This window comes from Pseudomonas sp. ML96, assembly GCF_000761545.1.
Lineage (GTDB): Bacteria > Pseudomonadota > Gammaproteobacteria > Pseudomonadales > Pseudomonadaceae > Aquipseudomonas.
In genome coordinates this window covers 40,335-67,011 of sequence record NZ_JPMY01000045.1, presented here as the reverse complement: position 1 = coordinate 67,011, position 26,677 = coordinate 40,335, and the positions used below count along the sequence as shown (strand labels likewise).

20 protein-coding genes and 1 riboswitch are annotated in these 26,677 nt (G+C 65.7%); of the genes, 13 read left to right on the top strand and 7 right to left on the bottom strand.

What is annotated here, in order from left to right:
• Positions 1 to 557: 557 nt before the first annotated feature.
• From IP89_RS20935 to IP89_RS20910, 6 genes are all read left to right on the top strand, one after another.
• A complete protein-coding gene (locus tag IP89_RS20935; protein WP_043311690.1) occupies positions 558 to 1,346 on the top strand; it encodes an efflux RND transporter periplasmic adaptor subunit in 789 nt (262 codons plus the stop codon).
• Complete coding sequence (locus IP89_RS20930; RefSeq protein WP_043311688.1) at positions 1,343 to 2,662, top strand: efflux RND transporter periplasmic adaptor subunit; 1,320 nt, start codon at positions 1,343 to 1,345, stop codon at positions 2,660 to 2,662. The genes IP89_RS20935 and IP89_RS20930 overlap by 4 nt, the downstream gene beginning before the upstream one ends.
• Positions 2,663 to 4,759 (top strand): HlyD family efflux transporter periplasmic adaptor subunit, encoded by a 2,097-nt coding sequence (locus IP89_RS20925; RefSeq protein WP_043311685.1) that lies wholly within the window; start codon positions 2,663 to 2,665, stop codon positions 4,757 to 4,759.
• A 97-nt stretch (positions 4,760 to 4,856) separates the two neighbouring features.
• Positions 4,857 to 9,842 (top strand): DUF4347 domain-containing protein, encoded by a 4,986-nt coding sequence (locus IP89_RS20920; protein ID WP_052081172.1) that lies wholly within the window; start codon positions 4,857 to 4,859, stop codon positions 9,840 to 9,842.
• Positions 9,843 to 9,900: 58 nt separating this feature from the next.
• The gene (locus IP89_RS20915) at positions 9,901 to 11,394 is read left to right on the top strand and encodes a TolC family protein (protein WP_043311683.1); all 1,494 of its coding nucleotides are present in this window, start codon (positions 9,901 to 9,903) and stop codon (positions 11,392 to 11,394) included.
• An 889-nt stretch (positions 11,395 to 12,283) separates the two neighbouring features.
• The gene (locus IP89_RS20910; RefSeq protein ID WP_043311682.1) at positions 12,284 to 12,856 is read left to right on the top strand and encodes a flavin reductase family protein; all 573 of its coding nucleotides are present in this window, start codon (positions 12,284 to 12,286) and stop codon (positions 12,854 to 12,856) included.
• A 4-nt stretch (positions 12,857 to 12,860) separates the two neighbouring features.
• Here the strand turns inward: IP89_RS20910 and cobJ are convergent, their stop codons facing one another.
• Genes cobJ through cobG form a run of 4 tightly spaced genes read right to left on the bottom strand, consistent with a single transcriptional unit; the run spans position 12,861 to position 17,191 of the window.
• A complete protein-coding gene (cobJ, locus tag IP89_RS20905) occupies positions 12,861 to 14,516 on the bottom strand; it encodes a precorrin-3B C(17)-methyltransferase (protein WP_043311885.1) in 1,656 nt (551 codons plus the stop codon).
• A 4-nt stretch (positions 14,517 to 14,520) separates the two neighbouring features.
• Positions 14,521 to 15,264 carry a precorrin-2 C(20)-methyltransferase gene (locus tag IP89_RS20900; RefSeq protein ID WP_043311681.1) on the bottom strand — a complete coding sequence of 248 codons (744 nt, stop codon included), beginning with the start codon at positions 15,262 to 15,264 and terminating at the stop codon, positions 14,521 to 14,523.
• Positions 15,264 to 15,890: a precorrin-8X methylmutase gene (locus IP89_RS20895; protein WP_043311678.1), complete on the bottom strand. Its 627-nt coding sequence runs from the start codon at positions 15,888 to 15,890 to the stop codon at positions 15,264 to 15,266. Before IP89_RS20895 ends, IP89_RS20900 begins: the two co-directional genes overlap by 1 nt.
• Positions 15,887 to 17,191: a precorrin-3B synthase gene (cobG, locus tag IP89_RS20890; protein ID WP_156115103.1), complete on the bottom strand. Its 1,305-nt coding sequence runs from the start codon at positions 17,189 to 17,191 to the stop codon at positions 15,887 to 15,889. Before cobG ends, IP89_RS20895 begins: the two co-directional genes overlap by 4 nt.
• Positions 17,192 to 17,283: 92 nt before the next feature.
• A riboswitch (cobalamin riboswitch) is annotated at positions 17,284 to 17,480 on the bottom strand.
• A 63-nt stretch (positions 17,481 to 17,543) separates the two neighbouring features.
• Between cobG and IP89_RS20885 the strand changes: the two genes are divergently transcribed.
• The 3 genes from IP89_RS20885 to IP89_RS20875 are packed head-to-tail and all read left to right on the top strand — an operon-like array spanning position 17,544 to position 20,188.
• Complete coding sequence (locus IP89_RS20885) at positions 17,544 to 18,746, top strand: bifunctional cobalt-precorrin-7 (C(5))-methyltransferase/cobalt-precorrin-6B (C(15))-methyltransferase (RefSeq protein WP_043311676.1); 1,203 nt, start codon at positions 17,544 to 17,546, stop codon at positions 18,744 to 18,746.
• On the top strand, positions 18,743 to 19,465 hold the full coding sequence (locus IP89_RS20880) for a cobalt-precorrin-6A reductase (RefSeq protein WP_043311674.1): 723 nt from the start codon (positions 18,743 to 18,745) through the stop codon (positions 19,463 to 19,465). Before IP89_RS20885 ends, IP89_RS20880 begins: the two co-directional genes overlap by 4 nt.
• A gap of 9 nt (positions 19,466 to 19,474) precedes the next feature.
• Complete coding sequence (locus IP89_RS20875) at positions 19,475 to 20,188, top strand: ferredoxin (RefSeq protein WP_043311673.1); 714 nt, start codon at positions 19,475 to 19,477, stop codon at positions 20,186 to 20,188.
• Positions 20,189 to 20,224: 36 nt separating this feature from the next.
• Here the strand turns inward: IP89_RS20875 and ttcA are convergent, their stop codons facing one another.
• A complete protein-coding gene (gene ttcA / locus IP89_RS20870) occupies positions 20,225 to 21,052 on the bottom strand; it encodes a tRNA 2-thiocytidine(32) synthetase TtcA (RefSeq protein ID WP_043311670.1) in 828 nt (275 codons plus the stop codon).
• 87 nt (positions 21,053 to 21,139) lie between these two features.
• Here ttcA and IP89_RS20865 point away from each other — a divergent pair, with 87 nt between their 5' ends.
• From IP89_RS20865 to IP89_RS20850, 4 genes are all read left to right on the top strand, one after another.
• Positions 21,140 to 21,733 (top strand): DNA-J related domain-containing protein, encoded by a 594-nt coding sequence (locus IP89_RS20865; RefSeq protein ID WP_043311668.1) that lies wholly within the window; start codon positions 21,140 to 21,142, stop codon positions 21,731 to 21,733.
• Positions 21,734 to 21,898: 165 nt separating this feature from the next.
• On the top strand, positions 21,899 to 22,498 hold the full coding sequence (locus IP89_RS20860; protein WP_043311666.1) for a Yip1 family protein: 600 nt from the start codon (positions 21,899 to 21,901) through the stop codon (positions 22,496 to 22,498).
• Between the two features lie 137 nt (positions 22,499 to 22,635).
• Entirely contained in the window at positions 22,636 to 23,307 is a 672-nt protein-coding gene (locus IP89_RS20855) for a Yip1 family protein (protein WP_043311664.1), read from the top strand.
• A 51-nt stretch (positions 23,308 to 23,358) separates the two neighbouring features.
• Positions 23,359 to 23,853, top strand: a complete 495-nt coding sequence (locus IP89_RS20850; protein WP_043311662.1) for a SprT family zinc-dependent metalloprotease — start codon at positions 23,359 to 23,361, stop codon at positions 23,851 to 23,853.
• A gap of 3 nt (positions 23,854 to 23,856) precedes the next feature.
• Here IP89_RS20850 and IP89_RS20845 read toward each other — a convergent pair whose 3' ends face one another.
• Together IP89_RS20845 and IP89_RS20840 are read right to left on the bottom strand one after the other, a co-directional pair.
• Entirely contained in the window at positions 23,857 to 25,032 is a 1,176-nt protein-coding gene (locus IP89_RS20845) for a CaiB/BaiF CoA-transferase family protein (RefSeq protein ID WP_043311660.1), read from the bottom strand.
• A 2-nt stretch (positions 25,033 to 25,034) separates the two neighbouring features.
• On the bottom strand, positions 25,035 to 26,675 hold the full coding sequence (locus tag IP89_RS20840; RefSeq protein WP_043311659.1) for an AMP-binding protein: 1,641 nt from the start codon (positions 26,673 to 26,675) through the stop codon (positions 25,035 to 25,037).
• Positions 26,676 to 26,677: the final 2 nt, after the last annotated feature.

The following is a 26,677-nucleotide window of genomic DNA, read 5'->3' as shown; positions in this document are numbered from 1 at the left end:
ACAGCGTCATGCATCAGGCAGCAATCGGCCAATAGCTGCCAGTGAGAACTGGAGAAATTCGACTAGCCACACTCTTTGAGGGGCAGTTTTGTATGGATCAACTGAGTGATCCCAGGAATTGCACAATCGATTTGAGAGCGACGCTTATAGCCGTGTCTGAGTCGACACCGTGTAAGTGGCCGTACCAGCCAAGCTCAGTAGGGTAGGCAAACATGTAATCAATCCTGCCTGCACGTAACTGCTGGCAGGGAGCGCTGAAGCTGACGCCTGACTTGAGGATCTGAGGGAGAGACCCAGCTTCTTTCAGTGCGGCAGTTATCGCCGGTGAATAACCACGACGCTCGCTTACTGCTGTGATCAGTTGGGGGTCATTAAGCAGGCGCCGCACGTTGATCTGGCCCTGCTCATTTAGGTAAGCCTCGACCTGACCGTAGCCGTGCCCAAGTCCTTCTGAATCACAATTAAATGAGCTCGCTTTTTATTGATCCCACGTACGAGATTTGCGGCCTGGTACTTCTTCCGTACACTGCCGGCACAAGACATACAGGGACGCCGCCATGCATTACTCGCCAAGCCTCTTTGGCCTAGCTCTGAGCCTGATCATCGCCCAAGCGAGCCATGCGGAAAGTCCAGTAGGCGACCCGCTTCTGGATTCGACGCTCAGCCCAGTCCAGAGCACCAGTGAACGTGCCGTGCGAGGCGTGCTGCGCGCCCGCGATCAGGCAGTACTGTCCAGCGAGCTGGCGGGGCGCATCGTCGAAATGCCTTATACCGACGGCCAGGACTTCAAGAAAGGGGCCGCGTTGGTGCGCTTCGACTGCAGCGCTTATCAGGCCCAGCTCAATGCCGCCCAAGCCGCCGTGCGAGCTGCGCGTGAGGAATTGGGCCACAACAAACAGCTGGCTGCCCTCAACTCGGTAGGCCGCTTCGAAGTGGCACTCTCCGAAGCCAAGCAGGCCCAGGCCCAGGCCGAAGCCCAGGTCTATCAGGTACAGGTTAAGCGCTGCAGCGTGACTGCCCCCTTCGACGGCCGCGTCGTGCAGCGCAGGGCACAGCCGCACGAGAGCGTCGCCAGCGGTACTCCACTGCTAGAAATCGTCGATAACCGCACCCTGGAGGTTCATCTGTTGGTGCCGTCGAGCTGGCTCGGCCGCCTGCAACCCGGCACGCACTTCGAATTCACCCCCGATGAAACCGGCAAGCCACTGCAGGTCGAGATCAAGCGCCTCGGCGCACGTATCGACGAAGGCAGCCAGACACTGCTATTGATCGGCACGTTGCCGACCGATACCCAGGGCCTGCTAGCCGGCATGAGCGGCAGCGCCCGCTTCACGGAGGCGCCATGACCGCGCAGGTGCCTGGCCTTGCCGAGCGGGTATTCGCGCAGATACTGGCTCTGCAACAGCAGACCCGTGCCGCCAAGGACATCGACAGCCTGGCCTACGCATTGGTCAACGATGCACAAGGCCTGTTCGGCTTTCGCCATGCAGCGCTGCTGATTGCCGGCAAGGTACGCGCGCTGACAGGCATCAGCGTGGTCGAGCCCAACGCACCCTTCGTGGCCTTTACCGAGAACGCCGTCAGCCAGCTACACGCCCAGGGGCGTTCGGATCAGGCACAAAGCGTGGCCTCCGACTCGCTTGACGCTCAGGCTCAGGCCGATTGGCACAGTCTGTCCTCGGGCTTCGTGTTCTGGTTGCCGCTGCTGGATCGCCAGCAGCAACCCTTCGGCGGCCTGTGGATTGCCCGTGAGCAGCCCTGGAGCGAGGCCGAGCAGGCACTGCTAAGTCAGCTCGGCAACTGCTACGCGCATGCCTGGCTGGCCCTGCAGCCACGCAAGCCCTGGCGCCTGCGTTGGCCACGCAAGAAGATCCTCACAGTAGCTGCAGCAGCCCTATTGCTTCTATTAATACCGATACGCCAATCCGTGCTGGCCCCTGCCGAAGTGGTGCCACTAGGCGGCCAGGTAGTGGCAGCCCCTCTGGACGGGGTCATCGCCGAGTTCCTGGTCAAGCCCAACCAGACCGTGAATAAAGGCGACGTACTGCTACGTTTCGACGCCACCAGCATCAAGGCCCAGGCCGACGTTGCCGAACGCAGCCTCAATGTCGCCGAAGCCGAGCTCAAGTCCAACACTCAGCGCGCCTTCGCCGACGCCGAATCCAGCGCGCGAATCGATCTGTTCGCCGCCCGCGTGGAACAGAAGCGTGCCGAGCGCGACTACGCCCGCGAGCTGCTGGCCCGCACCGAGGTACGCGCCGAGCGCGACGGCATTGCGGTATTTGCCGACGCTCAGCGCTGGATCGGCAAACCGGTACAGACCGGTGAGCGCCTGATGGAGATCGCCGATCCCCTGCAGGCGGAACTGCGCATCGAGCTGGCCGTCGGTGATGCCCTGGGCTTCCAGCCCGGCAGCGAAATCGCCCTGTTCCTCGACAGCGACCCGCTCCACCGCCATGAAGCACGCCTGCAACGCAGTGCCTACGAGGCGCAGAAAACGGCAAGCGGACAACTGGCCTATCGCCTGGATGGCGAATTCACCGACGCACCACCTCGCATAGGCCTGCGTGGCACCGCCAAACTCTATGGCGAGCGCGGCCCGCTGGCCCTCTATCTACTGCGCCGCCCACTCGCCGCGCTGCGCCAAACGATAGGCCTGTAGATGCAACTCCCCGCACTGCGCGCCGACCTGCAGTTATCCGAAGCGGCACCGGGCTTGGACGGCGCGCCACAGTGGACGCTTGCCGACCCTCTGCGCGGCCGCTACTTCAAGCTCGGCGCCCAGGCCATACGCCTGCTCCGCCATTGGCCACTCGGCGACGCAGCACAAGTGCTGCAGGCGGCCAATCGCGAGCCTGGTGTGCCGCTGGGAGAAACGGATCTGCAAGAACTGCTGAGTTTCCTGCGCAGCTATGACCTGATCGCAGCCATGGATACCGAGCAGCGACAGAGCTACACCGGCAAGGCCGCCCAGCAACGCCAGGGCCTGTGGAAAAGCCTGCTGCACCAGTACCTGTTCTTCCGTATCCCGCTATGGCGCCCTGATGCATTTCTGGGCCGCACCTGGCCCTGGCTGCAGCGCCACGGCACCAAGCTGCTGCGCTTCGGCCTGCCGTTGCTGCTGTGCCTGGGCATATTCCTGGTAGCCCGCGACTGGGAACGCTTCATCGCCACCTTCCCTCATCTATTCAGCCTTGGTGGCGCCCTGTCGTTCGGCATCGCCCTGACCTTCGCCAAGCTCTGCCACGAGTTCGGCCATGCTTACATGGCCAAGCGTGCCGGCTGCCGGGTACAGAGCATGGGACTGGCGTTCATGGTCATGCTGCCGATGTTCTACACCGACGTCAGCGACGCATGGCGCGTCAACGACCGCCGCTCACGCCTGCTGATCGGTGCCGGCGGAGTGCTCGCCGAGCTAGTGCTGGCCTGTATCGCCCTCCTCGCCTGGTCGCTGCTGCCCGATGGGCCGGCACGCACGGCAGCCTTCATGCTGGCCAGCGCCACCTGGATCACCACGCTGATTATCAACCTCAACCCCTTTATGCGCTTTGACGGCTACTTCCTGCTCAGCGACTTGTGGGGCGTGGACAACCTGCAGGGACGCGGCTTCGCTCTGTGCCGCTGGCGCCTGCGCGAGGCACTGTTCGGCTATGGCGAGCCGGCACCCGAACCCTGGTCGCCGAGCATGCAGCGCAAGTTGCTGCTCTGGGGCTACGGTTCCTGGTTGTGGCGTGCGGCACTGTTCCTCGGCATTGCTCTGGCCGTATACCACATGTTCTTCAAGGTGCTGGGCATCTTCCTGATGCTGGTCGAGCTGGTGTGGTTCATCGGCCTGCCAGTCTGGCGGGAAATGCAGGAGTGGTGGCAACTCCGTGGCCATGCCCACCCAGGCAAGAGTCTGCTGACAGGTGCCGCCCTGCTGCTGGCCCTCGGTATTTTCGTCATCCCTTGGCGCAGTTCCGTGGAAATCCCAGCCATGTTGGAGGCTGCCGGCAATCATGCACTGCACGCCCCCGTGGCGGCGCGTCTCAAGCAGCTACATGCACGCGATGGCCAACAGGTGGAAAAAGGCGCCTTGTTGCTGGAGCTGGAATCTCCCGACCTCGACTCACGCCAGATCATCGTGCGCCGCGAGATAGACATTCTTCAGCTGCAATTGCGCCGCCAGGCTGGACGCAGCGAGACCATCGGCGATGCTGCCGTCCTAGAACAGCAGCTGGCCGAAGCTATCGCCGAGTATCGGGGCCTGGCCGCACAACGCCAACGCCTGGAGATTCGTGCGCCTGCCGCCGGCACCGTGCGCGATCTGCCACCCAACCTGATGCCTGGACGCTGGCTCTCACCGCAGACGACCCTGGCCCGTATCGTCGAGCCCGGCCTGCAGTTACGCGGCTACCTGGCGGAAGCAGAACTGTGGCGCATCGAGGCCGGCACCGAAGGCCGCTTCATTTTCGATGACCCCAGTCGCAGCGCTGCAGCGGTACGTCTGGACGAGATCGACACGACCGGCGTCGCACATATCCAGCTCGAAGCCCTGACCTCGGACCATGGGGGCCCCCTCGCCGTACGCCGCAACGAGTTTCAGGAGGCCGAGCCGACCAGCGCCCAGTATGGTGCGCGCTTGCAACTGCTCGACACACAGCTCGAAGTGACGCAGCCCCTGCGCGGCCTGGTGGTACTGAGCGGGCAAGGCCAATCGATCCTGGGCTTCGTCTGGCGCAAGGTCGCCGCACTGGGCATACGCGAAAGTGGCTTCTGACTTATCTATCAAGAAAAACGTTGCGCCGACCCATATTTCTCTCGATAGTTCCGCAAAATCTAAAAATTGGTACGACTGTGCCGACATGGAGGTTCCTGTGAAATTCCTTGACCTGTTCAAACGCCAGGCAAGCCCCTACACAGCCAAGCGCGCGCCCCTGGCCGCGGCGCTGGAACCTCGCATGTTGTTCGACGGCGCAGTCGCCGCCACAGCAGCCGAAGCAGCCTCCTCCGCAGAACACCAGACTGCCGACCCCGCCAAGACGCAAACCGCTGACGACAGTGCCCCACACGCCAGCGACGCAGCAACGCCACCCGCGGCCAGCAGCGACCAGCGCCAGGAAATCGTCTTTGTCGATGGCAAGCTGCAAGACGCCCAGCAACTGATTGCCGGGCTGCCAAGCGGTACAGAGGTCGTGGTCCTCGACAGCAACAAGGACGGCCTGCAACAGATCGCCGACTACCTGAAGAATCGCTCCGACGTCGACGCAATCCACCTCCTGAGCCATGGCGCAGAAGGCACGGTCGAGCTGGGTAATACGTGGCTGAACAGCCAGAACATCGGCCAACACGCCCAGCAACTGAATGCCATCGGCGCGGCATTGGCGACCGATGGCGACATCCTGCTTTATGGCTGCAATACCGGCGAGGGCGCACAGGGCGCGGCGCTGATCAGCAAGCTGGCGCGCCTGACCCAAGCCGATGTAGCTGCTTCCGACGACGCCACCGGGGCAGCCAGCAAAGGCGGCGACTGGGTACTCGAGAGCCACACGGGTCAGGTGGAGTCCCAGCCACTGCAAGTCGCCGCCTACGACGCCCTGCTTGCCGCACCGGCAGATGAAAACTATGACGATGACGTATCAGGCACCGTATTCAACAGCAATAACTTCACCCTGGACGGTATTCGCTATGTGCTGACGGGCACTGCGGGCACCTACGAATCGATGATTGGCGACGGCGCAGTAAACCCCGGCGTTAACAACGCCATGATGTTCGACTTTTCAGATAACAATCCGATAGGGATAGGCGGATTGAACTCGGTCACTATCTCGGCCGCAGATGGCAGCGCATTCAGCCTGGCGGGGATCAAGTTCCTGTTATACAACACTGGCGATTACGGCCCCTCCTCCAGCGTCACGCTGACGACGAATGACGGTAAGACCCTCGGAACGTTCGCCCCCAGTAGTACCGGGGCGGGCTATAGCTTGAATTTGTCTGCCAATTCCGACGCCCAGTACATCACCAGCATCACCTTCTCCGGCACCAATCTCTTACTCGAAGTCGACGACCTGAATTTCGAGGCGGCCGTCCCCCCCAACGCCGTGCCGGTCGCCACCGGCAACAGCTATACGGTCAACGAAGACTCGACGCTCACTGTAACGACCGGTTCAGGAGTCCTCGCAAACGACACCGATGCGGATGGCGACTCACTGACAGCCGTGCTCGTCACCGGGCCAAGCCACGGCTCGCTGACCCTCAATGCCGATGGCAGCTTCAGCTATACGCCCACTGCCAACTACAGCGGCGCGGACTCTTTCACCTATAAAGCCAACGATGGCACGGCGGACTCGTCCTCTGTCACCGTGACGCTGACCGTCACCGCCATCAACGACGCGCCAGTGGTGGCCAACCCAATCCCCAACCAAAACGCCAGCGAAGGTACGGCCTTCAACTTCCAGTTTGCCGCCAACACCTTCAGCGATGTGGATGCCGGCGCCACCCTGAGCTACAGCGCGCAACTGACCGGCGGCGGAGCCCTGCCCGCCTGGCTCAGCTTCGACCCTGCCACCCGCACGTTCAGCGGCACTCCGGCCGACAGCGATGTTGGCACCATCAGCATTGACATCATTGCCAGCGACGGTAATGGCGGTACGGTAACGGACACCTTCAATATCGCCACCGCCGATACCAATGCCACCCCGGTGGTTACCACCAGCGGCGGCACCACTGCCTTTACCGAAGGCGACAACGTCACCAGCACACCGGTTACCGTGGACAGCGGCCTTACCCTGGCCGATACGGACAACGCCACCCTGGCCAGCGGCAAGGTCTCAATCACCGGCAACCTCCAGACCAGCCAGGATGTACTGGCGTTCACCAACAACCCTGCCACCATGGGCAATATCAGCGCCAGCTACAACTCCGCAACCGGTGAGCTGACCCTGACCTCCGCCGGCGCCAGCGCCACCCTCGCGCAATGGCAGGCAGCCCTGCGTTCGGTGACTTACAGCAATAGCAGCGATACCCCTGGCACCGCTACCCGCACCATCAGTTTTGTCGTCAACGACGGGCAGAGTGATAGTCCAACTGCCACCAAGACCGTAAGCGTGGCCAACATCAATGACGCTCCACAGGTCACGGCACCTGCGACCATCAGCGTCAGCGAAGACACCCCTGGCGCCATTACCGGCATCAGCTTCAGCGACGCCGACGCCGGCAGCGCCTCAGTCACCGTCACCCTGTCCGTAGCCTCAGGCGGCCTGGCTGCTACCAGTGGTGGTGGCGTTACTGTTGGCGGCACCTCCAGCACCATGACCCTGACCGGCAGCATCGCCAACATCAATGCCTTTATCGGCGGCAGCAATGTCAGCTTCACCACGGCTGCTAACGCCACCGGCAATGTCACCCTGACGGCCAGCATCAACGATGGCGGCAATACCGGCAGCGGTGGCGCGCAAATCAACAGCACGACTGTCACGCTGCAGGTTGCCGCGGTCAATGATGCCCCGACCATTAGCGCCCCCGGCTCAATCGCCATCAGCGAAGATGTGTCCGGTGCGCTCACTGGCATCTCGTTCAGCGATGTCGATGCCGGCAGCAGCACGGTAACTGTCACCCTGTCGGTCGCCTCGGGCAGCCTGGCCGCCACCAGCGGCAGCGGCGTTACCGTCAGCGGCACCGCCAGTGCCATGACCCTGACCGGCAGCATTGCCAACATCAATGCCTTCATTGCAGCTAACGGCGTGCACTTCACCACCGCCGCCAATGCCACCGGCAACGTGGTGCTCGACGTGACCATCGACGACGGCGGCAACACCGGCAGCGGCGGCAACCAGACCGACCACACCACCGTCACCCTCACCGTCACCGCCGTCAACGACGCCCCGGTCAACAGCGTGCCGGGCACCCAGAGCGTGTTGCAGGACGGCACCCTGGTGTTCAGCTCCGGCAACGGCAACGCGCTGTCGATCGCCGACGTGGACGCCGGCAGCGGCACGGTGCGCGTCACCCTCACCGCCAGCAACGGCGTGCTCACCCTGGGCAGCCTCAGCGGCGTGAGCTTCCTGGTCGGCAACGGCACCGGCGACGGCACCATGACCTTCGAAGGCACCCTCAGCGCCATCAACAACGCCCTGGCCGGGCTGTCGTTCTCCCCCACTGGCGGCTACTACGGCCCCGCCTCGGTGGAGATCACCACCGACGACCTCGGCCAATCGGGCAGCGGCGGTGGCCAGACCGACACCGACACCATCCTGATCAACGTCGCCCAGCCCAACCCATCGGTCACCGGAGTCGCCGGCGGCAGTCCCGACGGCATCTACAAGGCGGGCGACACCGTCTTGATCAATGTCACCTACGACCAGGCAGTGACCGTATCCGGCGGTGTGCCCACCCTGCTGCTGGAAACCGGCGCCATCGACCGCAGCGCTGTTTACGTGGGCGGCAGCGGCACCGACACCCTGACCTTTGCCTATGTGGTGCAGGTCGGCGACCAGAGCAGCGATCTCGACTACACCGGCAGCGCTGCGCTGTCGCTCAACGGCGCTACCATCGCCAGCGTCAGCCTGGGCAATCCCGCCTTCACCACCCTACCGAGTGTGGGCAGCCCCGACGGCCTGGCCGGTCAAAGCGCCCTGATCATCGACACCGCCGCGCCGGTGGTAGGCAGCGTCAGCGTGCCGCTCGCTGGCACCTACGTCGCCGGTCAGGCGCTCGACTTCACCGTCAATTTCAACGAAACCATCACGGTCGACACCGGCGCTGGAATCCCGCGCCTCGCCGTCACGCTGGATGGCGGTGGCGTGGTCTACGCCGATTACGTCTCGGGCAGCGGCAGCAGCGCACTGGTGTTCAGGCTCACCCTCAGCAGCGGTCAGTTCGACAACAACGGCATCAGCATCAACGGCCTTCAGGCCAATGGCGGCACGCTCAAGGACGCCGCCGGCAATGACACCGTGACCACACTCAACAACGTGGGCTCAACCAGCCAGGTGCTGGTGGATGCTGCCGGTCCTGAGGCCGGCATCGCCCTGGATGGCGCCTCGCCAACCAGTTCCAGCACCCTGAGCTTCACCGTGACCTTCAACGAAGATGTCACCGGCGTCGACCTCGCAGATTTCACTCTGGCCACGACCGGCAGCGCCAGCGGTACGCTGCAATCGCTGGTGCAGTTGGACGCCCGCACGTACCGCATCACCGTGAGCGGCGTCAGCGGCCAGGGCAATCTGGGGCTGGCGCTGACGGCCAACGGCAGTGGTATCGCCGATGGCCAGGGCAACACGATGGCCACCTCTGCGTCCACGGCCGGCTACCTGATCGGCGGTGTGGCGACCGGTGACCCCGAGTTCCGTACCACCACGCCGGAGAACCGCATCCCGATACCGATGCCACCACTACAGCCCGACGTGCCCGACATGGCGCCACCGTCGCAAATGGACTCGCTGCTGGTACCGCTTCCCTTGCTCGATACGCCGACGGTGGGCAGCGATTTTCGCCCACTGAGCGAAATCTTCCTGAGTCAGAACAGCGCTCAGGAAAGGAGCTTCATCGCCCAAGTATTCGGTAGCAACGACAGCTATGGCGATGGGACCGGCACCGGCTTCCTTGGCTTCGGCGGCGGGAACGGCGGGGTGTTCGGTAGCAGTACCCTGGCCGGCATCTTCAACGACGATGGTTTCAAGGAAGCCGCACCGCTCAAGATATTCGACCGGCGCAGCAGTGACATCGAGGACGGCCTGCCCGGCATCTTCGGCGCACTCAGTCTGAGCCAGCAGTTGCACCAACTTCACGAGGCGGAACAACAACCACAGCGCGAACTGGCCTGGGCCCTGGGGCAGCTCGCGCAGAGCAAAGCGTCCGTCTGAATCTGAACCACACGACATTTGAGATCTGTATGGAGCCGTAACGAGGGGGCGGCCAAGGATGAACAACAAGAAGAACCTGCTCGGCGTGAGCTTGCTCGCGCTGGCGATCAGCGGCTGCGCCGTGACCAGCCAGCCGATCGAGCGCGATGTCAGCGAGCAACGTGCGCGCGACGACCTACAGACGATGTTCAAGGATCAGGAACCGCTGAGCGGTCCGCTGACCCTGCACGACGCCATGGCCCGTGCGGTGAAGTACAATCTGGAAGCCCGTCTGAAGGTCATGGAAGAGGCACTGGCCAAGCGTCAGGTCGACCTCGCCTCCTTCGACATGCTGCCGCGCATGGCGATGTCGGCGGGCTACGCGGGCCGCAACAACGTCAGCGCATCGAGCAGCCAGAGCGTGCTGACCAACACCCAATCGCTGGAACCTTCTACCTCGCAGGACCGCGACCGCGACGTCGCCGACCTGACCATGGTGTGGAACGTGCTCGACTTCGGCGTCAGCTACGTCAGCGCCAAGCAGCAGGGCGACCAGCGTCTGATCGTGCAGGAGCGCCGCCGCAAAGTAGTTCACACCATCATCCAGGACGTGCGCTCTGCCTACTGGCGCGCCGTAGCGGCCGAGCGCCTGCTGAAGCAGATCGACAGTCTGATGGCCCGTGTCGACGAGGCGCGCAGCAGCAGCCAGCGCATGAGCAGCGAACGCATCGGTGACCCGATCCAGGCGCTGAGCTATCAGCGCGCACTGATCGAGGCCTCCCGCCAGCTGGAAGAACAACGCCGTGCCTTGTCTCTGGCCAAGACCGAACTGGCCACCCTCATCAACCTGCCCCTGGGCACCGATCTGACCCTCGCCGCCAGCAACGATTATTCGGTGCCGGAACTGAAGGTCGACATGGATCACCTCGCCCAGGAAGCGCTGGCCAACCGCCCCGAACTGCGCGAGCAGGACTATCAGGCGCGCATCAGTGCAGCAGAAACGCGCAAGGCCATGCTGCGTCTGCTACCCGGCCTGGAGTTCTCCGCCGGCGGGCACTATGACAGCAACAGCTTCCTAGTAAACCAGAGCTGGGCAGACTATGGCGTCAAGGTGACCTGGAACCTGTTCAACGTGCTGTCCGCGCCTGCCGCCATCGACGTCGCCAAGGCCGGGCAGGAAGTGGCCGATGCGCGCCGCCAGGCCATGTCGATGGCGGTACTGGCGCAGCTATATGTCGCCAACGCCAACTTCAACGAGGCACAGCGCCAGTTCCAGACCAGCCAAGAGCTAGCCCAGCTCGACAGTCAGATCGCCGATCAGCTGCGCAATCGCCACAAGGCACAGGGCATCGGCGAGTTGGAGCTGATTCAGGGCGAACTCAACGCTCTGCAGGCCGACCTGCGCCGGGACCTGGCCTATGCAGAACTGCGCAACAGCTATGGCCAACTGTTCGCCAGCGTCGGCCTCGACCCGCTGCCCAAGGAGCTGCCGTCGACTCAGCTCAGTGATATTGCCCAGGCGCTGGCTAACAGTGAGCAGCGTTGGCAAGCGGGGGAGCTTTCGGGGCTTTAACCTCCAGAAGATGGGTGTGAACGATCCTGCGCAGGCTTATTCACATCCTTCGTTGATGTCCGTTATTGGCCGCTCACTGCCTAATAGCCAGAACCATGCGCCCTATTCAGCATCACATCGCTTTTCGCCCTTACGGCGAGTTACTTTCTCTTTGCACGCGCAAAGAGAAAGTAACCAAAGAGAAAGCGCGCCCGACATCCGGGTCTGGCCTGCGGCCAGACTTCCCTCGCTCCGGTGCTGCTCCGGGGGCCGTCACGAAAGGACGTCCCTGTCCCTTCGTTCCTCGCTCGGCGTCCTGCCTCGCGTCCCCCTGCACAACACCTCCACTCAGCCTCCTGACGGGGTTCGGATTCCGAGTTGCCTGGCTGTTCATCTTTCCGCTTCGCGGGTTGCCGTGATCGTTCCCACGCTCCGCGTGGGAATGCAGCCTTTGACGCTCCTGCGTCCATTCATTGCTTTGTGCTAACCGGCAGCTCTGTGGCACAGAGCGCCACGGGATGGGCTCCCACGCAGAGCGCGGGAACCATCAGGAATACCGAACTGTCAGGCAACTCCAACCGCCCCCTTCAGGAGGCCAAACGGAATCGTTGTGGAAGGGGTTGAGCGGCATGGATGCCGCGAGAGCGACGATGGGCCAAGGATGGTCCTTCGACGCGTGCCCCTGGAGCAACGATGGAGTGAGGGAAGTCGAGCTCAGCGAGACCCGGATGGCGGGGCAAGACCTTTTGGTTCCTTTTTGGGGGCCGGCCATCCGGGCGACTGCCAAAAAGAACCCGCCCAGCAGGGCGGAACCACTGCCCCAGCCAACACAACAATCGGCTAGCGCAGTTGCCGAACCCAACCTTGCCAAGCGAGCATTCGATTCATCTCGCAGTAAGGAAGCACTCAGATGAATCCTCATCAAAAACCAGTCGACCTCGCCAAGGCCTACCGCCTCCTAAACCACGGCCCTACGGTTCTGGTGTCAGCCCGCCACGACGGCGTCGACAACGTCATGGCCGCAGCCTGGTGCTGCGCCCTGGACTTCGCCCCACCCAAGCTCACCGTGGTGCTGGACAAAGCCACCCGCACCCGCGAACTGATCGAACGCAGCGGCCGCTTCGTCATCCAGGTGCCCACCGCCGCCCAGCTGCAGCTGACCAACCAGGTCGGCAACCACAGCCTCAAGGACGATCCAGACAAACTGACCAAGGCCGGCGTCGAGCTGTTCGAGCTACCCGGCCACGATCTGCCCGCCGTGCAAGGTTGCTCGGCCTGGCTGGTGTGCGAGCTGATTGCCGAGCCGCACAACCAGCAGGCCTACGACCTGTTCATCGGTGAAGTGGTCGGCGCCTGGGCCGACGATCGTGTGTTCCGCGACGGCCACTGGCACTTCGAGGAAGCCGACCCGGCATGGCGCAGCCTGCACCATGTGGCTGGCGGGCACTTCTATGCCATCGGTGAGGCACTGAAGGCCGAGTAGGCCTTCAGTCCTGCGGATACCAGCGCGGCGTGTAGACCCACTCGCCGCCGCCCTGGCGCGGGAAGCGCCGGGTCTGGCTGGAGCCGATGATCACCAGGGTGCGCATGTCCACCAGCTCCGGGGTCAGCTCGCCGAGGGTGAGCACGCGCAGGGCCTCGGCCGGGCGGCCGATGTCGCGGCCAAGCACCACCAAGGTCTGCGGTTCGCGGTGCTGGCGCAGCAGGTCGAGGGCGCGACCGAGCTGCCAGGGGCGCGCCTTGGAGATCGGGTTGTAGAAGGCCATGGCCAGGTCGGCGGCGGCGGCGTGCTGCAGGCGTTTCTCGATCACCGCCCAGGGCTTGAGGTTGTCGGACAGCGAGATCAGGCAGAAGTCGTGGCCCAGCGGCGCGCCGGCACGGGCGGCAGTGGCCAGGGCGGCGGAGATGCCGGGCAACACTTCCAGCTCCACGCCTTGCCAGCGCGCATCGCTGGAGGCTTCCAGCGCCTCCATCACCGCGGCGGCCATGGCGAACACGCCGGGGTCACCGGAGGACACCATCACCACGCGGCGGCCCTGTGAGGCCAGCTCGAAGGCATGGGCGGCACGCTGCAACTCCTCGCGGTTGTCGCTGGCGTGCAGGCATTGGTCGGCGCGATAGGGGCCGGCCATGGTCACGTAGGTCTCGTAGCCGAGCACATCCTCGGCCTCGTCCAGTGCGCGGCGCACGGCCGGGGCCAGTAGCTCAGCACAGCCGGGGCCGATGCCGACCACGCTGAGGCGCCCACGCGAGCGGCCGATGGCGGCAGCGGTTTGTGGGCTATCGGCCAGATGCAGGCTCAGGCCGGGGGCCTCGTAGCAGGCTGGCGGCAGCGCCGTATTCGGCTCGATAAAACGCAGAGGCACCTTCAGCTCGGCAGCGGCCTGTTCGGCGAACGGCAATGCGCGCCCCTCGCCCTCGACCAGCAGCGCGGCCAGCGCCGCCTCGGCCAGACCGGCCTCGGCTAGCGCGGCGCGCAGATGAGCTGGCAGTTCGGCAGAAGGTTCGGCGCAACGCGCCAGCAGCTGGCGCGGATGGATCAGCAGCGCATCGTCGCCGCTGGCGGCGGCCACATCGATACGCAGGCAGCGCTCACCCTCGGCATGCAGTGGCAGGTTGGCCTGCTGCAGCCAGGGTGCCTCACCCTCGAGGCGCAGGCGCGCGCCGCCGAGCAGGTCGCTGACCAGGCGCTTGCCCTGCTCCAGATCGGCCAAGGCGTAGCCCTCTGGCGGGTCGAGCAGGCAGGTGCCGAAGCGCAGCTCCCCGCTGGTGGTGATGGCCGGAGCCACCGCCAGCCACTCACCCAGCTCGCGAGCCAAGCGGTTGACCCCAGCCAGGCCGCCGAGCAGCGGCACCACGGCGCTGCCGTCCTCGGCCAGGGCCAGTACCGGCGGCTCCATGCCCTTCTCCACCAGGGCCGAAGCCAGGCTGCGAATGACGATGCCAGCGGCGCACAGGGCAATGATCGGCGTGCCCGCGCGGTACAGGCCGCGCAGGTGTTCGGCGAATTCACGGTAGCTCTCGTCGACCTCGTCCACCCGTCCGGCCAAACCGTGGATGCGCGCCTGCGGATAGCGCTGCTGCACACGGCGTGCGGTGGCCAGCGCCGAGGCGCCGAGGATGACAATGGCGGCGGGACTCATGGACTCAGCCACGCCACTTCTCCCCGGGCACCAGGATCATCGAGAAGTACGGCGAGGCCAGCGGGTCGACCTCGTCCAGCGGCACGATGTGCTGGTTGTCCATGGTGGCGCGCTCCACGTAGTGGGCGCGCTCGGCCATGCCGAGGCGTTGCAGCACACGGCGCACCTTGTCGAAGTTGCGGCCGAGCTTCATCACCACGGCGGCCTCGGCAGTGCGCAGGCGCTGCTCCAGTTCCTCTTCCGGCAGCACGCCGGAGAGCACGCTCAAGGATTGGTTGCGGTACACCAGTGGCGTGCCCAGCACCGAGGCGCAGCCGAGCATGGAGCACACGCCGGGTACTACCTCGGCCTCATAACGCTCGGCGAGGCGGTCGTGCAGGTACATGTAGGAGCCGTAGAAGAACGGGTCGCCCTCGCAGATCACCGCCACGTCGCGGCCGGCGTCCAGCTCGGCGGCGATCTGCACGGCGCAGGTGTCGTAGAAGTCGGCGATCACATCCTCGTAGGTCAGCGGCGGCTCCAGTTTCTCGGTGGTCACCGGGTAGACCAGCGGCAGGCGGCGCTGCGCATCGGTGAGATGGTCTTCGATGATGCCAAAGGCGTTGCCGCCCTGGCCCTTGCTGGCCTTGGCCTTGGCCACGAAGTAGCCCACCACCGGTGCCGACTGCAGCAGGCGCAGGGCCTTGAGGGTGATCAGCTCCGGGTCACCGGGGCCGACGCCGAGGCCGAGCAAACGTCCCTTGCGCATCACTCCACCTCCGTGGCCAGGGCGTTGACCGCGGCGGCGGCCATGGCGCTGCCGCCGCGGCGGCCACGCACGATCACGTAGGGCACGCCACGGCTGTCGGCGGCGAGCATGTCCTTGGATTCGGCGGCGCCGATAAAGCCTACCGGCATGCCGAGAATCAGCGCCGGCTTCGGCGCGCCGACGTCGAGCATTTCCAGCAGGTAGAACAGCGCGGTGGGCGCGTTGCCGATCACCACCACGCTGCCTTCCAGGTGCTCGCGCCAGTGCTCCAGGGCTGCCGCCGAGCGGGTGTTACCGAGATCGCGGGCCAGCTGCGGCACGTCCGCTTCGTTGAGGGTGCAGATCACCGGGTTGTTGGCCGGCAGGCGCGCGCGGGTGATGCCCTCGGCGACCATGCGTGCGTCGCAGAGGATCGGTGCGCCCTTGGCCAAGGCGGCGCGGCCGGCAGCGCCGGCACCGGGCGAGAAGCGCAGGTCCTGCACCACATCGACCATGCCGCAAGCGTGGATCAGGCGTACGGCGAGCTTTTCCAGGTCGGCCGGGATGGCACTTAAATCGGCCTCGGCGCGGATGGTGGCGAAGGACTGGCGATAGATCTCCTGACCATCGCGGATGTAATCGATCATTCGGGATTTCCTGCGGCGAGGTGCTCGCCGGCTTGGTCGATATCGAGGGACGTCGCCAGCAGGCGGCCGAATCCGGCCAGGCCCTGCTCGCGGCGATAGAGGTCGTAGCGGCCGCCAGGCTGGGCCAGCAGCGTGTAGGGCGCGATATGGGCGGCGGCGCAGCTGCGCGGGCAGCCGCACAGGTGCACCTGCGCCGGGCCGTGCGGACCCAGGTGCGTGGCCAGGCGCTGGGCATCGGCCTTGGTGTCCGCCGCAGACTTGGCGCAGCCGGCGCTGCCGCTGCAGGCGAGCATGCGTGCCAGTGGCGCGCGGGCATCCAGCAGCAGGCCGAGATCGCTCATGACCTGGGCCACGGCGGCCTGGCGCGCGGCGGGCACATCCGGCAGCAACACGCCTTGCCAGGGTGTCAGGCGCAACTCGCCGCTGCCTTCGGTTTCCGCCAGTTCGGCCAGGGCCTGCAGCTGCTCGGTTTGCAACCGGCCCAGCGGCGCGCCGGCCAGCAGCATCACCCGCCCCGGCTGGGCCTGGGCATGCACGCCCAGCGGCACGCCATCCGGCGCTGGGCTGGCGAAGCCCGGCGTCGCGTGCTGGAAGGCGGATGGCAGACGAGCGAGAAATGCCTGCGCCGGCAGCTCGGCCAACAGCTGACGCATGCGCGTGTGTTCGCCGGCCAGCTGGAGGAACAGCCGCAGCAGCGCTTCCACCAGTTGCACCGCCTGATCCGACTCGACCACGCCCAGCACTTCACCGCGCGGACAACCGGCCAGGCCGAAGGCCAGTTGCGTGCCGCCGGGCAAGGCGCTGAGCCAGATATCGTGCGGGTGGTCGAGCATGGCCAGTGCCTCGCCACCATCCAGTTGCACGGCGAACTTGGGCGACAGGTCGCGGAACGCGGGCACGTCTTGCAGCAGCGCCAGCAGTTGCTCGGCCAGCGGGCGGGTATCGAGATGGGCCCCAGGATCGCGGCCGGCGGCGGGGCTGATCAGCACATTGCGCACATCGTCGGCATCCGCGTGACGCGGGCCGAGGCCGGCGTCCAGCAGCTGCTGCACCAGCGCGCCCTGGCAGGCCTCGCGTACACCGCGAATCTGCAGATTGCTGCGGTTGGTCAGCTCCAGCACGCCGCTGGCATGGGTGCGGGCGACCGCGGCCACAGCGCGGGCCTGGGCGCTGGTGAGCAGGCCGCCGGGCAGCTTGACCCGGCAGATACCGCCATCTTTCGCCGGCACGACACGCCACAGCCCCGGACAGGCGGAGGGCCGGGGAACATGCACAGCGGCGGTGGAGGAATCGGGCTTCAAACGGTCACCGACAACGAACGACGCGGCGACCGAACCAGCGGAATCCCAGCAAAGGGATTCCTTGGCATCGGTACACCCCGCCCGATGTTGGCACTCGCGACTGCGTCGTCGGCAGGTCTCCTGGCTGACAGGTCGTCATCGCTGCACGGCCTTCCCGATTGCTCAGTGGCATGTGTGTGGAGCGACTCGCTGCTTACAGTTGCGGGGGCAGCCACGGCTTGAACCGTGTTCCCTCTTAGGCCCGCTGGTTCCTCTGAAAGAACCGGGCACCGACGAAGGCGCTATTATGCCCGCTTTTAGCGGCACCGGGCCAAGCCCGCGCGTCGCCCCGCAAGGCACCGAGGAGACACAGATGACGGCCTGGCTGACGGTAGTGGGCATCGGCGAAGACGGCTATGCCGGCCTGGGCAAGGCGGCGCGCCGCGCGCTGCTGGCAGCCGAGTGCATTGTCGGTGCGCCGCGCCAGCTCGACCTGCTGCCGCCGTGCATCCGCGCCCCACGCGAAGCCTGGCCCAGCCCCTTCAACCTGGAGCCGGTACTGCAGCGACGCGGCACGCCGACCTGCGTGCTGGCCAGCGGCGACCCCATGCTCTACGGCGTCGGCGCCAGCCTGGCGCGTCAGCTGGATCAGGGCGAGATGCTCGTGCTGCCGGCGCCCTCCTCCTATGCCCTGGCTGCCGCGCGCCTGGGCTGGCCGCTGCAGGACGTGACCCTGCTGTCGGTGGTGGCGCGTCCGCTGCCCGCCGTTGCCCGCCATCTGCATGACGGCCAGCGTTTGCTGATTCTGTGCAACGATGGCAACAGCCCGAGTGCCATTGCCGCTCTGCTGCGCGAGCGCGGTTTCGGAGCCAGCCGCCTGAGCGTGCTGGAGCATCTGGGCGGTCCGCTGGAGCGGCGCATCGATGGCCTGGCCGCCGACTGGAATATCGACCAGGTTGCCGCGCTCAATCTGCTGGCTGTTGAATGCCGCACCGATGCCGGTGTGCAAGCGCTGCCACTGACCATTGGCCTATCCGACGACGCCTACCGCCACGACGGCCAGCTGACCAAGCGCGACGTGCGCGCCATCACCCTGGCCCGCCTGGCGCCACGGCCAGGTGAGCTGCTGTGGGATGTCGGCGCCGGTTGCGGTTCGATCGGTATCGAGTGGCTGCGCAGCCACTCGAGTTGCCGCGCCATCGCCATCGAGGCCAACGAGGGCCGCCAGCAGCTGATCGCGCATAACCGCGACGCCCTCGGCGTGCCGCAGTTGCAGCTGGTAGCCGGCGAGGCGCCGGAGGCACTGGCCGGCCTCGACTTCCCCGACGCGATCTTCATCGGCGGCGGCGTCACCGTGCCCGGCGTGCTGGAGCTGTGCTGGCAGGCGTTGAAACCCGGCGGCCGGCTGATCGCCAATGCCGTGACCCTGCAGAGCGAGGCCATGCTGGTGGCCTTCCGCGAACTGCATGGCGGCGAGCTGACCCGCATCGCCATCGCCCAGGCCCAGCCGCTGGGCGATTTCGACACCTGGCGCAGCGCCCTGCCGATCACCCTGCTGCAAGTACACAAGCCGTGACCCGCGTGCTGTTGCTCGGCGGCGTCGGCGACGCGCTGCGCCTGGCCCGTCGCCTGGGCCCCGAGCATCTGTACAGCCTGGCCGGGCTGGGCAAGGTGCCGGACGATCTGACTTGCCAGGTGCGCGTCGGCGGCTTCGGTGGCGCCGAGGGCCTGGCACAGTTCATCCGCACTGAAGGCTTCGACCTGCTGCTGGACGTCACCCATCCTTATGCCGCGCAGATCAGCGCCAATGCCGCCACCGCCGCGCGCCTGGCCGATGTGCCCTGCTGGGCGCTGCGTCGTCCTGGCTGGCAACCGCAGCCTGGTGACGACTGGCGCGAGGTGGCCGACTGGGCCGCGCTGGTCCAAGCGCTGGAACCCTTCGACAAGCCCTTCTTCACCCTCGGCCGCGAGCCGCTGGCGCATCTCGACGAGATTCCCGCGCACCAGCACTGGACTCTGCGCCTGCTCGATGCTCAGCCCGAACACCCGCGTGCCCGCTGTATCGCCGCGCGCGGGCCGTTCACCCTCGACGATGAACGCGCGCTGTTCGCCGCCGAAGGCTTCGATGTGCTGGTGAGCAAGAACAGCGGCGGCAACGCCACCGAGGCCAAGCTGCAGGTCGCCCGCGAGCGCGGCCTGCCGGTGCTGATCCTGCAACGCCCGCAACTGCCCGAGGTGGAGCGCGCCTTCGCCGACCCCGAAACCCTGTGGCAAGCGCTGCAGCCGCTGCTCTGAGAACACCCGATGAAGACCGAAACCTACGCCCGCGTGCTGTTCGCCGGCCCCGACCTCAACCATGGCAGCTTCGCCGAGCTGACCCGCCGCCAGTTCACTGAGCAGTTCGGCGCCGCCGCGCTGGACGATCTGCTCGATACCGGTGCCGGCTACGACGAAGTCTGGGCGCGAGTACGCGAATGCCTGAGCGGCGCAGAACTGCCCCTACTAATCGTCGATCTCGACCCGCTGGGTGGCAGCCAGCAACTGGACTGGCTACGCGGCGAGCTACAGACACTGGCCGGCGAGCGTGCCGATCAGCTGTTCGTCTGCGCCGGCAATGCCGAGGACGTGGCGGCTCTGGCTGCATTGATCCAACAACCGGAAAAACACCTGGGCTGCGTGGACGTGCCGCAGCTACCGGAATCCCACTCCTGGTCGTGCATCCCGCCGCACCGCTATCGCGTGCTGCTGTGCAACGGCCCGCGCTGCACTCGGCGCGGCGCCCTGCCCCTGTGGAAGCTGCTACGTGAAGAGCTGAAGGCGGCCGGCCGCCTGGAGACCGAGAATGGCGTGCATATCACCCGCACCCAGTGCCAGTTCCCCTGCGACCAGGGGTCGACCTTGAGCGTCTACCCGAGCGGCGAGTGGTACCGCATCCGCGATGCGGCCGAGGTGAAGCGCCTGGTGCAGGAGCGCTTCGTCGAGGAGCGCGCTGTACCTGAACTGATCATGCGCGGCTAGATAGCAAACCGGCCGCTTTAAGCGGCCGGTCGGGAATCACAGGTTCATCACGTCGAGGAAGCGCGGCGTGGCGCTGTCGTCGACCTTCAGGCTCTGGAAGTCGAACAGGTTGCGGTCGGCCAGCTGCGACGGCACCACGTTCTGCAGGGCGCGGAACATGATCTCGGTGCGGCCTGGGCTCTTGCGCTCCCATTCCACCAGCATCTCCTTGACCACCTGGCGCTGCAGATTTTCCTGCGAGCCGCACAGGTTGCACGGGATGATCGGGAATTCCTTCATCACCGAGTAGGCCTCGATGTCCTTCTCATTGCAGTAGGCCAGCGGGCGGATCACCACGTTGCGGCCGTCGTCGGACAGCAGCTTGGGCGGCATGGCCTTCAGCGTGCCGCCGTAGAACATGTTGAGGAAGAAGGTTTCCAGGATGTCGTCGCGGTGGTGACCGAGGGCCATCTTGGTCGCGCCGATCTCGTCGGCGTAGGTGTACAGGGTGCCGCGGCGCAGGCGCGAGCACAGCGAGCAGGTGGTCTTGCCCTCCGGGATCTTCTCCTTCACCACCGAGTAGGTGTCCTTCTCGATGATGTGGTACTGCACGCCAATGGATTCCAGGTAGGCCGGCAGCACGTGCTCGGGGAAGCCGGGCTGCTTCTGGTCCATGTTCACCGCAACGATCTCGAACTTGATCGGTGCCACCTTTTGCAGGTACAGCAGCACGTCGAGCATGGTGTAGCTGTCCTTGCCGCCGGACAGGCAGACCATCACCTTGTCGCCATCCTCGATCATGTTGAAATCGGCGATGGCCTCGCCGACCTGGCGGCGCAGGCGCTTCTGCAGTTTGTTCTGGTTGACCGAGATGGTGCTGGGCATGGTGCGGGAGAATCCGGGGGTGAAGGCGAAAAGCTGGCTATTTTACGCACAAAGCTCGGCCGCGACAGCCCGTGTTAGGCTCGCCCGATGAACAACGACCTCGACCCCAGCCTCGACCTGCCCGAGCAACTGCACCAACTGCTGCGCGCGGTGCCCGCCGGAATCAGCGAATTCCAGCTGATCCAGCAGCTCAAGGCCCGTGGTTCCACGCATATTCCGCACCTGGGGCTGGCCGACAAGCTGGTGTTGTTCCGCACCCACTTCCTGCTGTTCAACGCCCTCTATGCGCTGCGCGAGCGCCTGTGGGGCAAGCGTGAGGCGCATCTGCAGATCAGCCCGCTGTGCGTGCAGCTGCAACCCTGGCAAGCCGGCAGTGCGGAGCTGGCCGAACACGACCCGCTGCGTGACTACTATCTCAATCTGCAAAATTTGCACGACATCACCGAGGACGCGGTGGAGAAGCTGCTGGCCAGCTTCTGGACGCGCATGCAGGGCGGCGAAGAGAAGCAGGCGGCCCTCGAGCTGTTCGAGCTGGATATCACGCAACCGCTCAATCTCGCGCTGATCAAGCAGCGCTACCGGCAACTGGTGAGCCTGCACCACCCGGATCGCGGCGGCAGCACCAGCCGTCTGCAGTCGATCAACCTGGCCATGGAAATACTTGAGCGCTATTACGGCTGACTCATAGAGAGCGATTCGCTCTAAAGCCACGGATTACGCGGCCTGCAGCCTTTCCTATACTGCGGCATACGGTCGCACTTAATTCGGCCTGCACCCGGCGCTGCTGAGCACGCACGCCGGGCGCTACGCTCGGGGCGATCGACAATAAAAAGAGGAGGTGTCTGCATGATCCACCATGTTTGGGGGCTCTTCACCCATCCCGACCAAGAGTGGCAGGAAATCCGTGGCGAAGAGGAAAGCATCAGCCACATGTACCTGACCCATGTCCTGATTCTCGCTGCCATCCCCGCGCTCTGCGCCTATTTCGGTACTACCGAGGTGGGCTGGCGCATCGGCGATGGCGAGGCGGTCAAGCTCACGGCGGCCAGCGCCATGCAGATGACCATCATGTCCTACCTAGCAATGCTCGCTGGCGTGGCCGTCATGGGCGCCTTCATCCACTGGATGGCGCGTACCTATGACTCCAACCCGACCCTGACCCAATGCATCGTGTTCGCCGCCTACTGCGCCACGCCGCTGTTCGTCGGCGGTGTCGCGGCGCTGTACCCGAGCCTGTGGCTGGGCATGCTGATCGGCACCGCGGCGGTCTGCTACACGGTGTACCTGCTGTATGCCGGCATCCCCACCTTCATGGGCATCCCCCAGGACGAGGGCTTCATGTTCTCCAGCTCGGTGCTGGCCGTGGGCCTGGTGGTGCTGGTGGCGATGATCGCCTGCTCGGTGATCCTCTGGGGCTTCGGCGTGGGGCCGGTCTACACCAACTGAGCCATTAGCGCTTGCATGAGGCCGCCTACGGGCGGCCTTTTCATTGCACGCACATTCCTTCCAGCCGGAAAGTTGAACCCTGGCGACACCTGCGCAGTTCTAAGCCGTTATGGCCAACCCTGCAGAGGAACGCGCCCATGACGCCGCACTTCGTCAACCTGTTTACCCGCCCGGACGCCGCCTGGCACGAGATCCGCCAGGAAGAGGAACAGCATCCCGCGCACTACCTGGGCCACCTGTTGCTGCTGGCGATGATCCCCGCCGTGAGCCTGTTCGTCGGCACCAGCGAAGTGGGCTGGAGCCTGGCCGAGGAAGAACGCGTGCGCCTCGCCGAGGGCAGCGCCCTGCTGCTGGCGCTCAACGTCTACCTCACCGCGCTGGTCGGTACCCTGATCATGGGCGGCTTCATCCGCTGGATGTCACGCACTTTCGAGGCGCGCCCCAGCCTGAACCAGTGCATCGGCTTCGCCGCCTACACCGCCACACCGTTCTTCCTCGCCGGGCTGGTGGCCATCTACCCGAGCCGCTGGCTCGCTGTAGTCGCATTGGGCCTGGCCTGTGCCTATTCGACCTACCTGCTGTTCGTCGGCCTGCCCACCTTCATGCGCCTGCGCCAGCAGCAGGGCATGCTCTACGCCGGCTCGGTGTGGGCGGTGGCGGTGCTCGCGGTGGTCACCCTGCTGGTCTCGGCCATTCTGCACTGGCAGTACTACATGAGTCCGGAGTACGAGCGCACCGCGCCAGAACAGACCTATCCGACCCGGCAGGAGCGGCCCTCGGTCTACGAGCAGCAGCACGGGCGCGAGTGATTCGACCAGCGGTCGGTTTGGCCTTAGGGGGCGATGCGGCATAATCGCCGCATGCCCGAATTGCTCCATGCCCGTGTCGAAGACTGCTACCAGCAGGCCGAAGACTTCTTCAAGCGCTCGTTCCCCCGCCCCGAGGTCAGCTTCAAGCTGCGCGGCCAGAAGGCCGGCGTGGCGCATCTGCACGAGAACCTGCTGCGCTTCAATCCCAAGCTGTACGCGGAAAACCGCGAACACTTCCTCAAGCAGACCGTGGCCCACGAGGTCGCGCACCTGGTGGCGCACCAGCTGTTCGGCCCGCGCATCCAGCCGCACGGTGAGGAGTGGCAGCTGATCATGCGCGGGGTCTACGAGCTGCCGCCGGATCGCTGCCACAACTACGACATCGGCCGGCGCAAGGTCACCCGCTACCTCTACCTGTGCCAATGCCCGGACGGCGAATTCCCCTTCTCCGGCCAGCGTCACCGCCTGGTTGCCCAGGGCCGCCGCTACTTCTGCCGGCGCTGCCGGGCGACCCTGGTGTTCAGCGGCGAACAGCGGATCGAGTGAGCCTCAGCCCAGCGCCTTGCTCGCCTTGAGCGCGACGATTTCTTCCTCGGCATAACCCAGCTCGCGCAGCACCTCGTCGTTGTGCGCGCCCACCGGCGCGCCGATGTGCCGTGGCGGTTCCAGCCCCGCAGAGAAACGGATCGGGCAGGCGATCTGCCGTTGCGCCGACTTGCCCTCGCGCGGCACCTCGGTAACCACGCCGCGTGCCTTGAGCTGCGGGTGCTCGACCGCTTCGGACAGCTTCAGCACGGGCTCGACGCAGGCGTCCACCTCGGCGAAGCGCTGCTGCCACTCGACCAGATCGTGCTTCTCCACCTCGATGGCGATCTCGCCCTTGAGCCGCTCCTGATCCTTGGGCGACAGGCCCAGGGCAGCCAGTTCCGGGCGACCGAGGGCGGCGCAGAACTGCTGCATGAACTGCGGCTCCAGGCTGCCCACCGACAGCCAACGGCCGTCGCGGGTACGGTAGTAGTCGTAGAAGCTGCCGCCGTTGAGCACCTGGTTCTGCATGTCCGGCTCCACGCCGCCGGCCAGGTAGCCGGCGCCGGCCATGGCATGCAGGCTGAAGGCGCAGTCGGTCATGCTGATGTCCACGTGCTGGCCCTGCCCCGTTGTCTGTCGGGCGATCACCGCGGCGAGCAGGCCGATCACCCCGTGCAGCGCGCCGCCGGCGATGTCCGCCACCTGCACGCCGAGCGGCAGTGGGCCGCTGTCGCGACGCCCGGTGTAGCTGGCCAGGCCGCTCAGGGCCAGGTAGTTGAGGTCGTGGCCGGCTCGGTCCTGGTACGGCCCGCTCTGGCCGTAGCCAGTGATGGAGACGTAGATCAGCCGTGGGTTGATCGCCTTGAGCGCCTCGTAACCGAGGCCAAGCTTGTCCATCACTCCGGGGCGGAATTGCTCCAGCACGATGTCGTACTCGGCCACCAGGCGCTTCACCACCTCCAGCGCCTCGGGCTTCTTCAGGTCCAGGGCCAGGCAGCGCTTGTTGCGGTTGAGGTAAGCGTGGCTGGTGGAGACGCCGTCCACATGCGGCGGCAGCACGCGCACCAGGTCGACACGGCTGGGCGACTCCACGCGCAGTACCTCGGCGCCCATATCGGCCAGCAGCAGCGAGGCGAACGGCCCCGGCAGCAGGGTGGAGAAGTCGAGGACTTTCAGCGAAGACAGCGGGCCTTTCATGTTCAGTTTTCCCAGTGCAGAGAGGGTTCGACCGGCAGGTCGGCGACCAGGTCGGCGTACCGGGCCTCCAGCACGTTGCGGCGGATTTTCATGGTCGGGGTCATGCAACCGTTATCCACGGTCCAGCTGTCGCGCACCAGCAGCAGGTGGCTGAGGCGTTCGTGGGGCTGCAGTTCGGCATTCAGGCCATGCAGGGTTGCCTGCAGGTCGGCGGCGATGCGTTCACGGGATTCGGCGCGGGCGGCCGGCGACAGCTCGATCAATGCCAGCGGCTGATCGCGGTTGCTGCCCATCAGGCAAACCTGCTCGACCCAGGTATTACGGGCGATCTGCCCCTCGATGGGCGCCGGTGCCACGTACTTGCCCTTGCTGGTCTTGAAGATGTCCTTCACCCGCCCGGTGATGCGCAGGTAGCCGTCGGCATCCACCTCGCCCTTGTCGCCGGTGTGCAGCCAGCCGCCGGCCAGCGCCTCGGCGCTCAAGACCGGTTCGCGGTAGTAGCCCTGCATCAGGGTCGGGCTGCGGAACTGCACCTCGCCGTTATCGGCCAGGCGCATCTCGAGGAATGGCATGGGCCGGCCGACGCTGCCCAGGCGTACCTGGCCCGGGCGGTTGAAGCAGCCGTAGGCGAAGTTCTCGGTCATGCCGTAGCCCTCGCAGAGGATCATGCCCAGGCGCCGGTACCAGTCGAGCAGCGCCGGCGAGATCGAGGCAGCACCCGAGACCAGGATGCGCGCCTTGTCCAGGCCCAGCCCCTTGCGAATCTTGCGCGCCACCAGCGTGCCGATGAAGGGCAGGCGCAGCAGCCGGTCCAGGCGTTGCGCCGGCAGGCGCTCCAGCACGCCCTGCTGGAAGCGCGTCCACAGCCGTGGCACGGAGAAGAACACGGTCGGCCGCACCTGGCGCAGGTCGCCGGCAAAGGTCTCCAGGGATTCGACGAAGGCCACGCTGGCGCCGCTGTACAGCGCGTTCATCTGCACCAGGAAGCGCTCGGCGGCATGCGACAACGGCAGGTAGGAGAAGAAGCGGTCGTGCGGGCCGATCTTCATCTCCTCCACCGAGTTGGTCGCAGCGAAGGCCATGGCCCGCGCCGAGAGCATGGCGCCCTTGGGCTGGCCGGTGGTGCCGGAGGTATAGAGAATGCTGACCAGCTCGTCGCCCTGCTGCGCATGTCCCTGCTGCAACGGCTCGTGGGCCGCCAGCAGCGCGTGCCACTGATGGTCGGCGCGCAGGGTCGGATAGGGCATGGCGATGCGCGTTACCTGCGGGCCGATGCCGGCCTCCAGCTTCTGCGGCTCGTCCAGCTTGCCGAGGATGATCGCCTTGCAGGCGGCGTGTTCCAGCACGTAGGCCACGCTCTCGGCGGTCTGCAGCGGGTACAGCGGCACGCTGACCAGCCCGGCGAGCATGATCGCCAGATCACTGATGAACCACTCGGCGCAGTTCTTCGCCAGCAGCGCCACCCGGTCGCCCGGCTCGCAGCCCAAGCCGCGCAGGGCGCTGGCCAGGCGCCGGGCCTGGTCGTCGACCTGGCGCCAGGTGAAGTCGTGCCAGGTGCCCTCTATCGGCTGGCGCAACCAGACCCGCTCGGGCGTCACCTCCAGCCAGTGCTGGAATCGTTGCAGCGGCAGTTGTTCGGTCATGT

Coding starts and splice junctions, on each gene's coding strand:
- IP89_RS20845 (WP_043311660.1), bottom strand. CDS start 25,032: ATGAAAGGCCCGCTGTCTTCGCTGAAAGTCCTCGACTTCTCCACCCTG.
- IP89_RS20885 (WP_043311676.1), top strand. CDS start 17,544: ATGACGGCCTGGCTGACGGTAGTGGGCATCGGCGAAGACGGCTATGCC.
- IP89_RS20860 (WP_043311666.1), top strand. CDS start 21,899: ATGATCCACCATGTTTGGGGGCTCTTCACCCATCCCGACCAAGAGTGG.
- IP89_RS20935 (WP_043311690.1), top strand. CDS start 558: ATGCATTACTCGCCAAGCCTCTTTGGCCTAGCTCTGAGCCTGATCATC.
- IP89_RS20855 (WP_043311664.1), top strand. CDS start 22,636: ATGACGCCGCACTTCGTCAACCTGTTTACCCGCCCGGACGCCGCCTGG.
- IP89_RS20865 (WP_043311668.1), top strand. CDS start 21,140: ATGAACAACGACCTCGACCCCAGCCTCGACCTGCCCGAGCAACTGCAC.
- IP89_RS20850 (WP_043311662.1), top strand. CDS start 23,359: ATGCCCGAATTGCTCCATGCCCGTGTCGAAGACTGCTACCAGCAGGCC.
- IP89_RS20900 (WP_043311681.1), bottom strand. CDS start 15,264: ATGCGCAAGGGACGTTTGCTCGGCCTCGGCGTCGGCCCCGGTGACCCG.
- IP89_RS20875 (WP_043311673.1), top strand. CDS start 19,475: ATGAAGACCGAAACCTACGCCCGCGTGCTGTTCGCCGGCCCCGACCTC.
- IP89_RS20895 (WP_043311678.1), bottom strand. CDS start 15,890: ATGATCGATTACATCCGCGATGGTCAGGAGATCTATCGCCAGTCCTTC.
- ttcA (WP_043311670.1), bottom strand. CDS start 21,052: ATGCCCAGCACCATCTCGGTCAACCAGAACAAACTGCAGAAGCGCCTG.
- IP89_RS20840 (WP_043311659.1), bottom strand. CDS start 26,675: ATGACCGAACAACTGCCGCTGCAACGATTCCAGCACTGGCTGGAGGTG.
- IP89_RS20915 (WP_043311683.1), top strand. CDS start 9,901: ATGAACAACAAGAAGAACCTGCTCGGCGTGAGCTTGCTCGCGCTGGCG.
- IP89_RS20910 (WP_043311682.1), top strand. CDS start 12,284: ATGAATCCTCATCAAAAACCAGTCGACCTCGCCAAGGCCTACCGCCTC.
- cobJ (WP_043311885.1), bottom strand. CDS start 14,516: ATGAGTCCCGCCGCCATTGTCATCCTCGGCGCCTCGGCGCTGGCCACC.
- IP89_RS20930 (WP_043311688.1), top strand. CDS start 1,343: ATGACCGCGCAGGTGCCTGGCCTTGCCGAGCGGGTATTCGCGCAGATA.
- IP89_RS20925 (WP_043311685.1), top strand. CDS start 2,663: ATGCAACTCCCCGCACTGCGCGCCGACCTGCAGTTATCCGAAGCGGCA.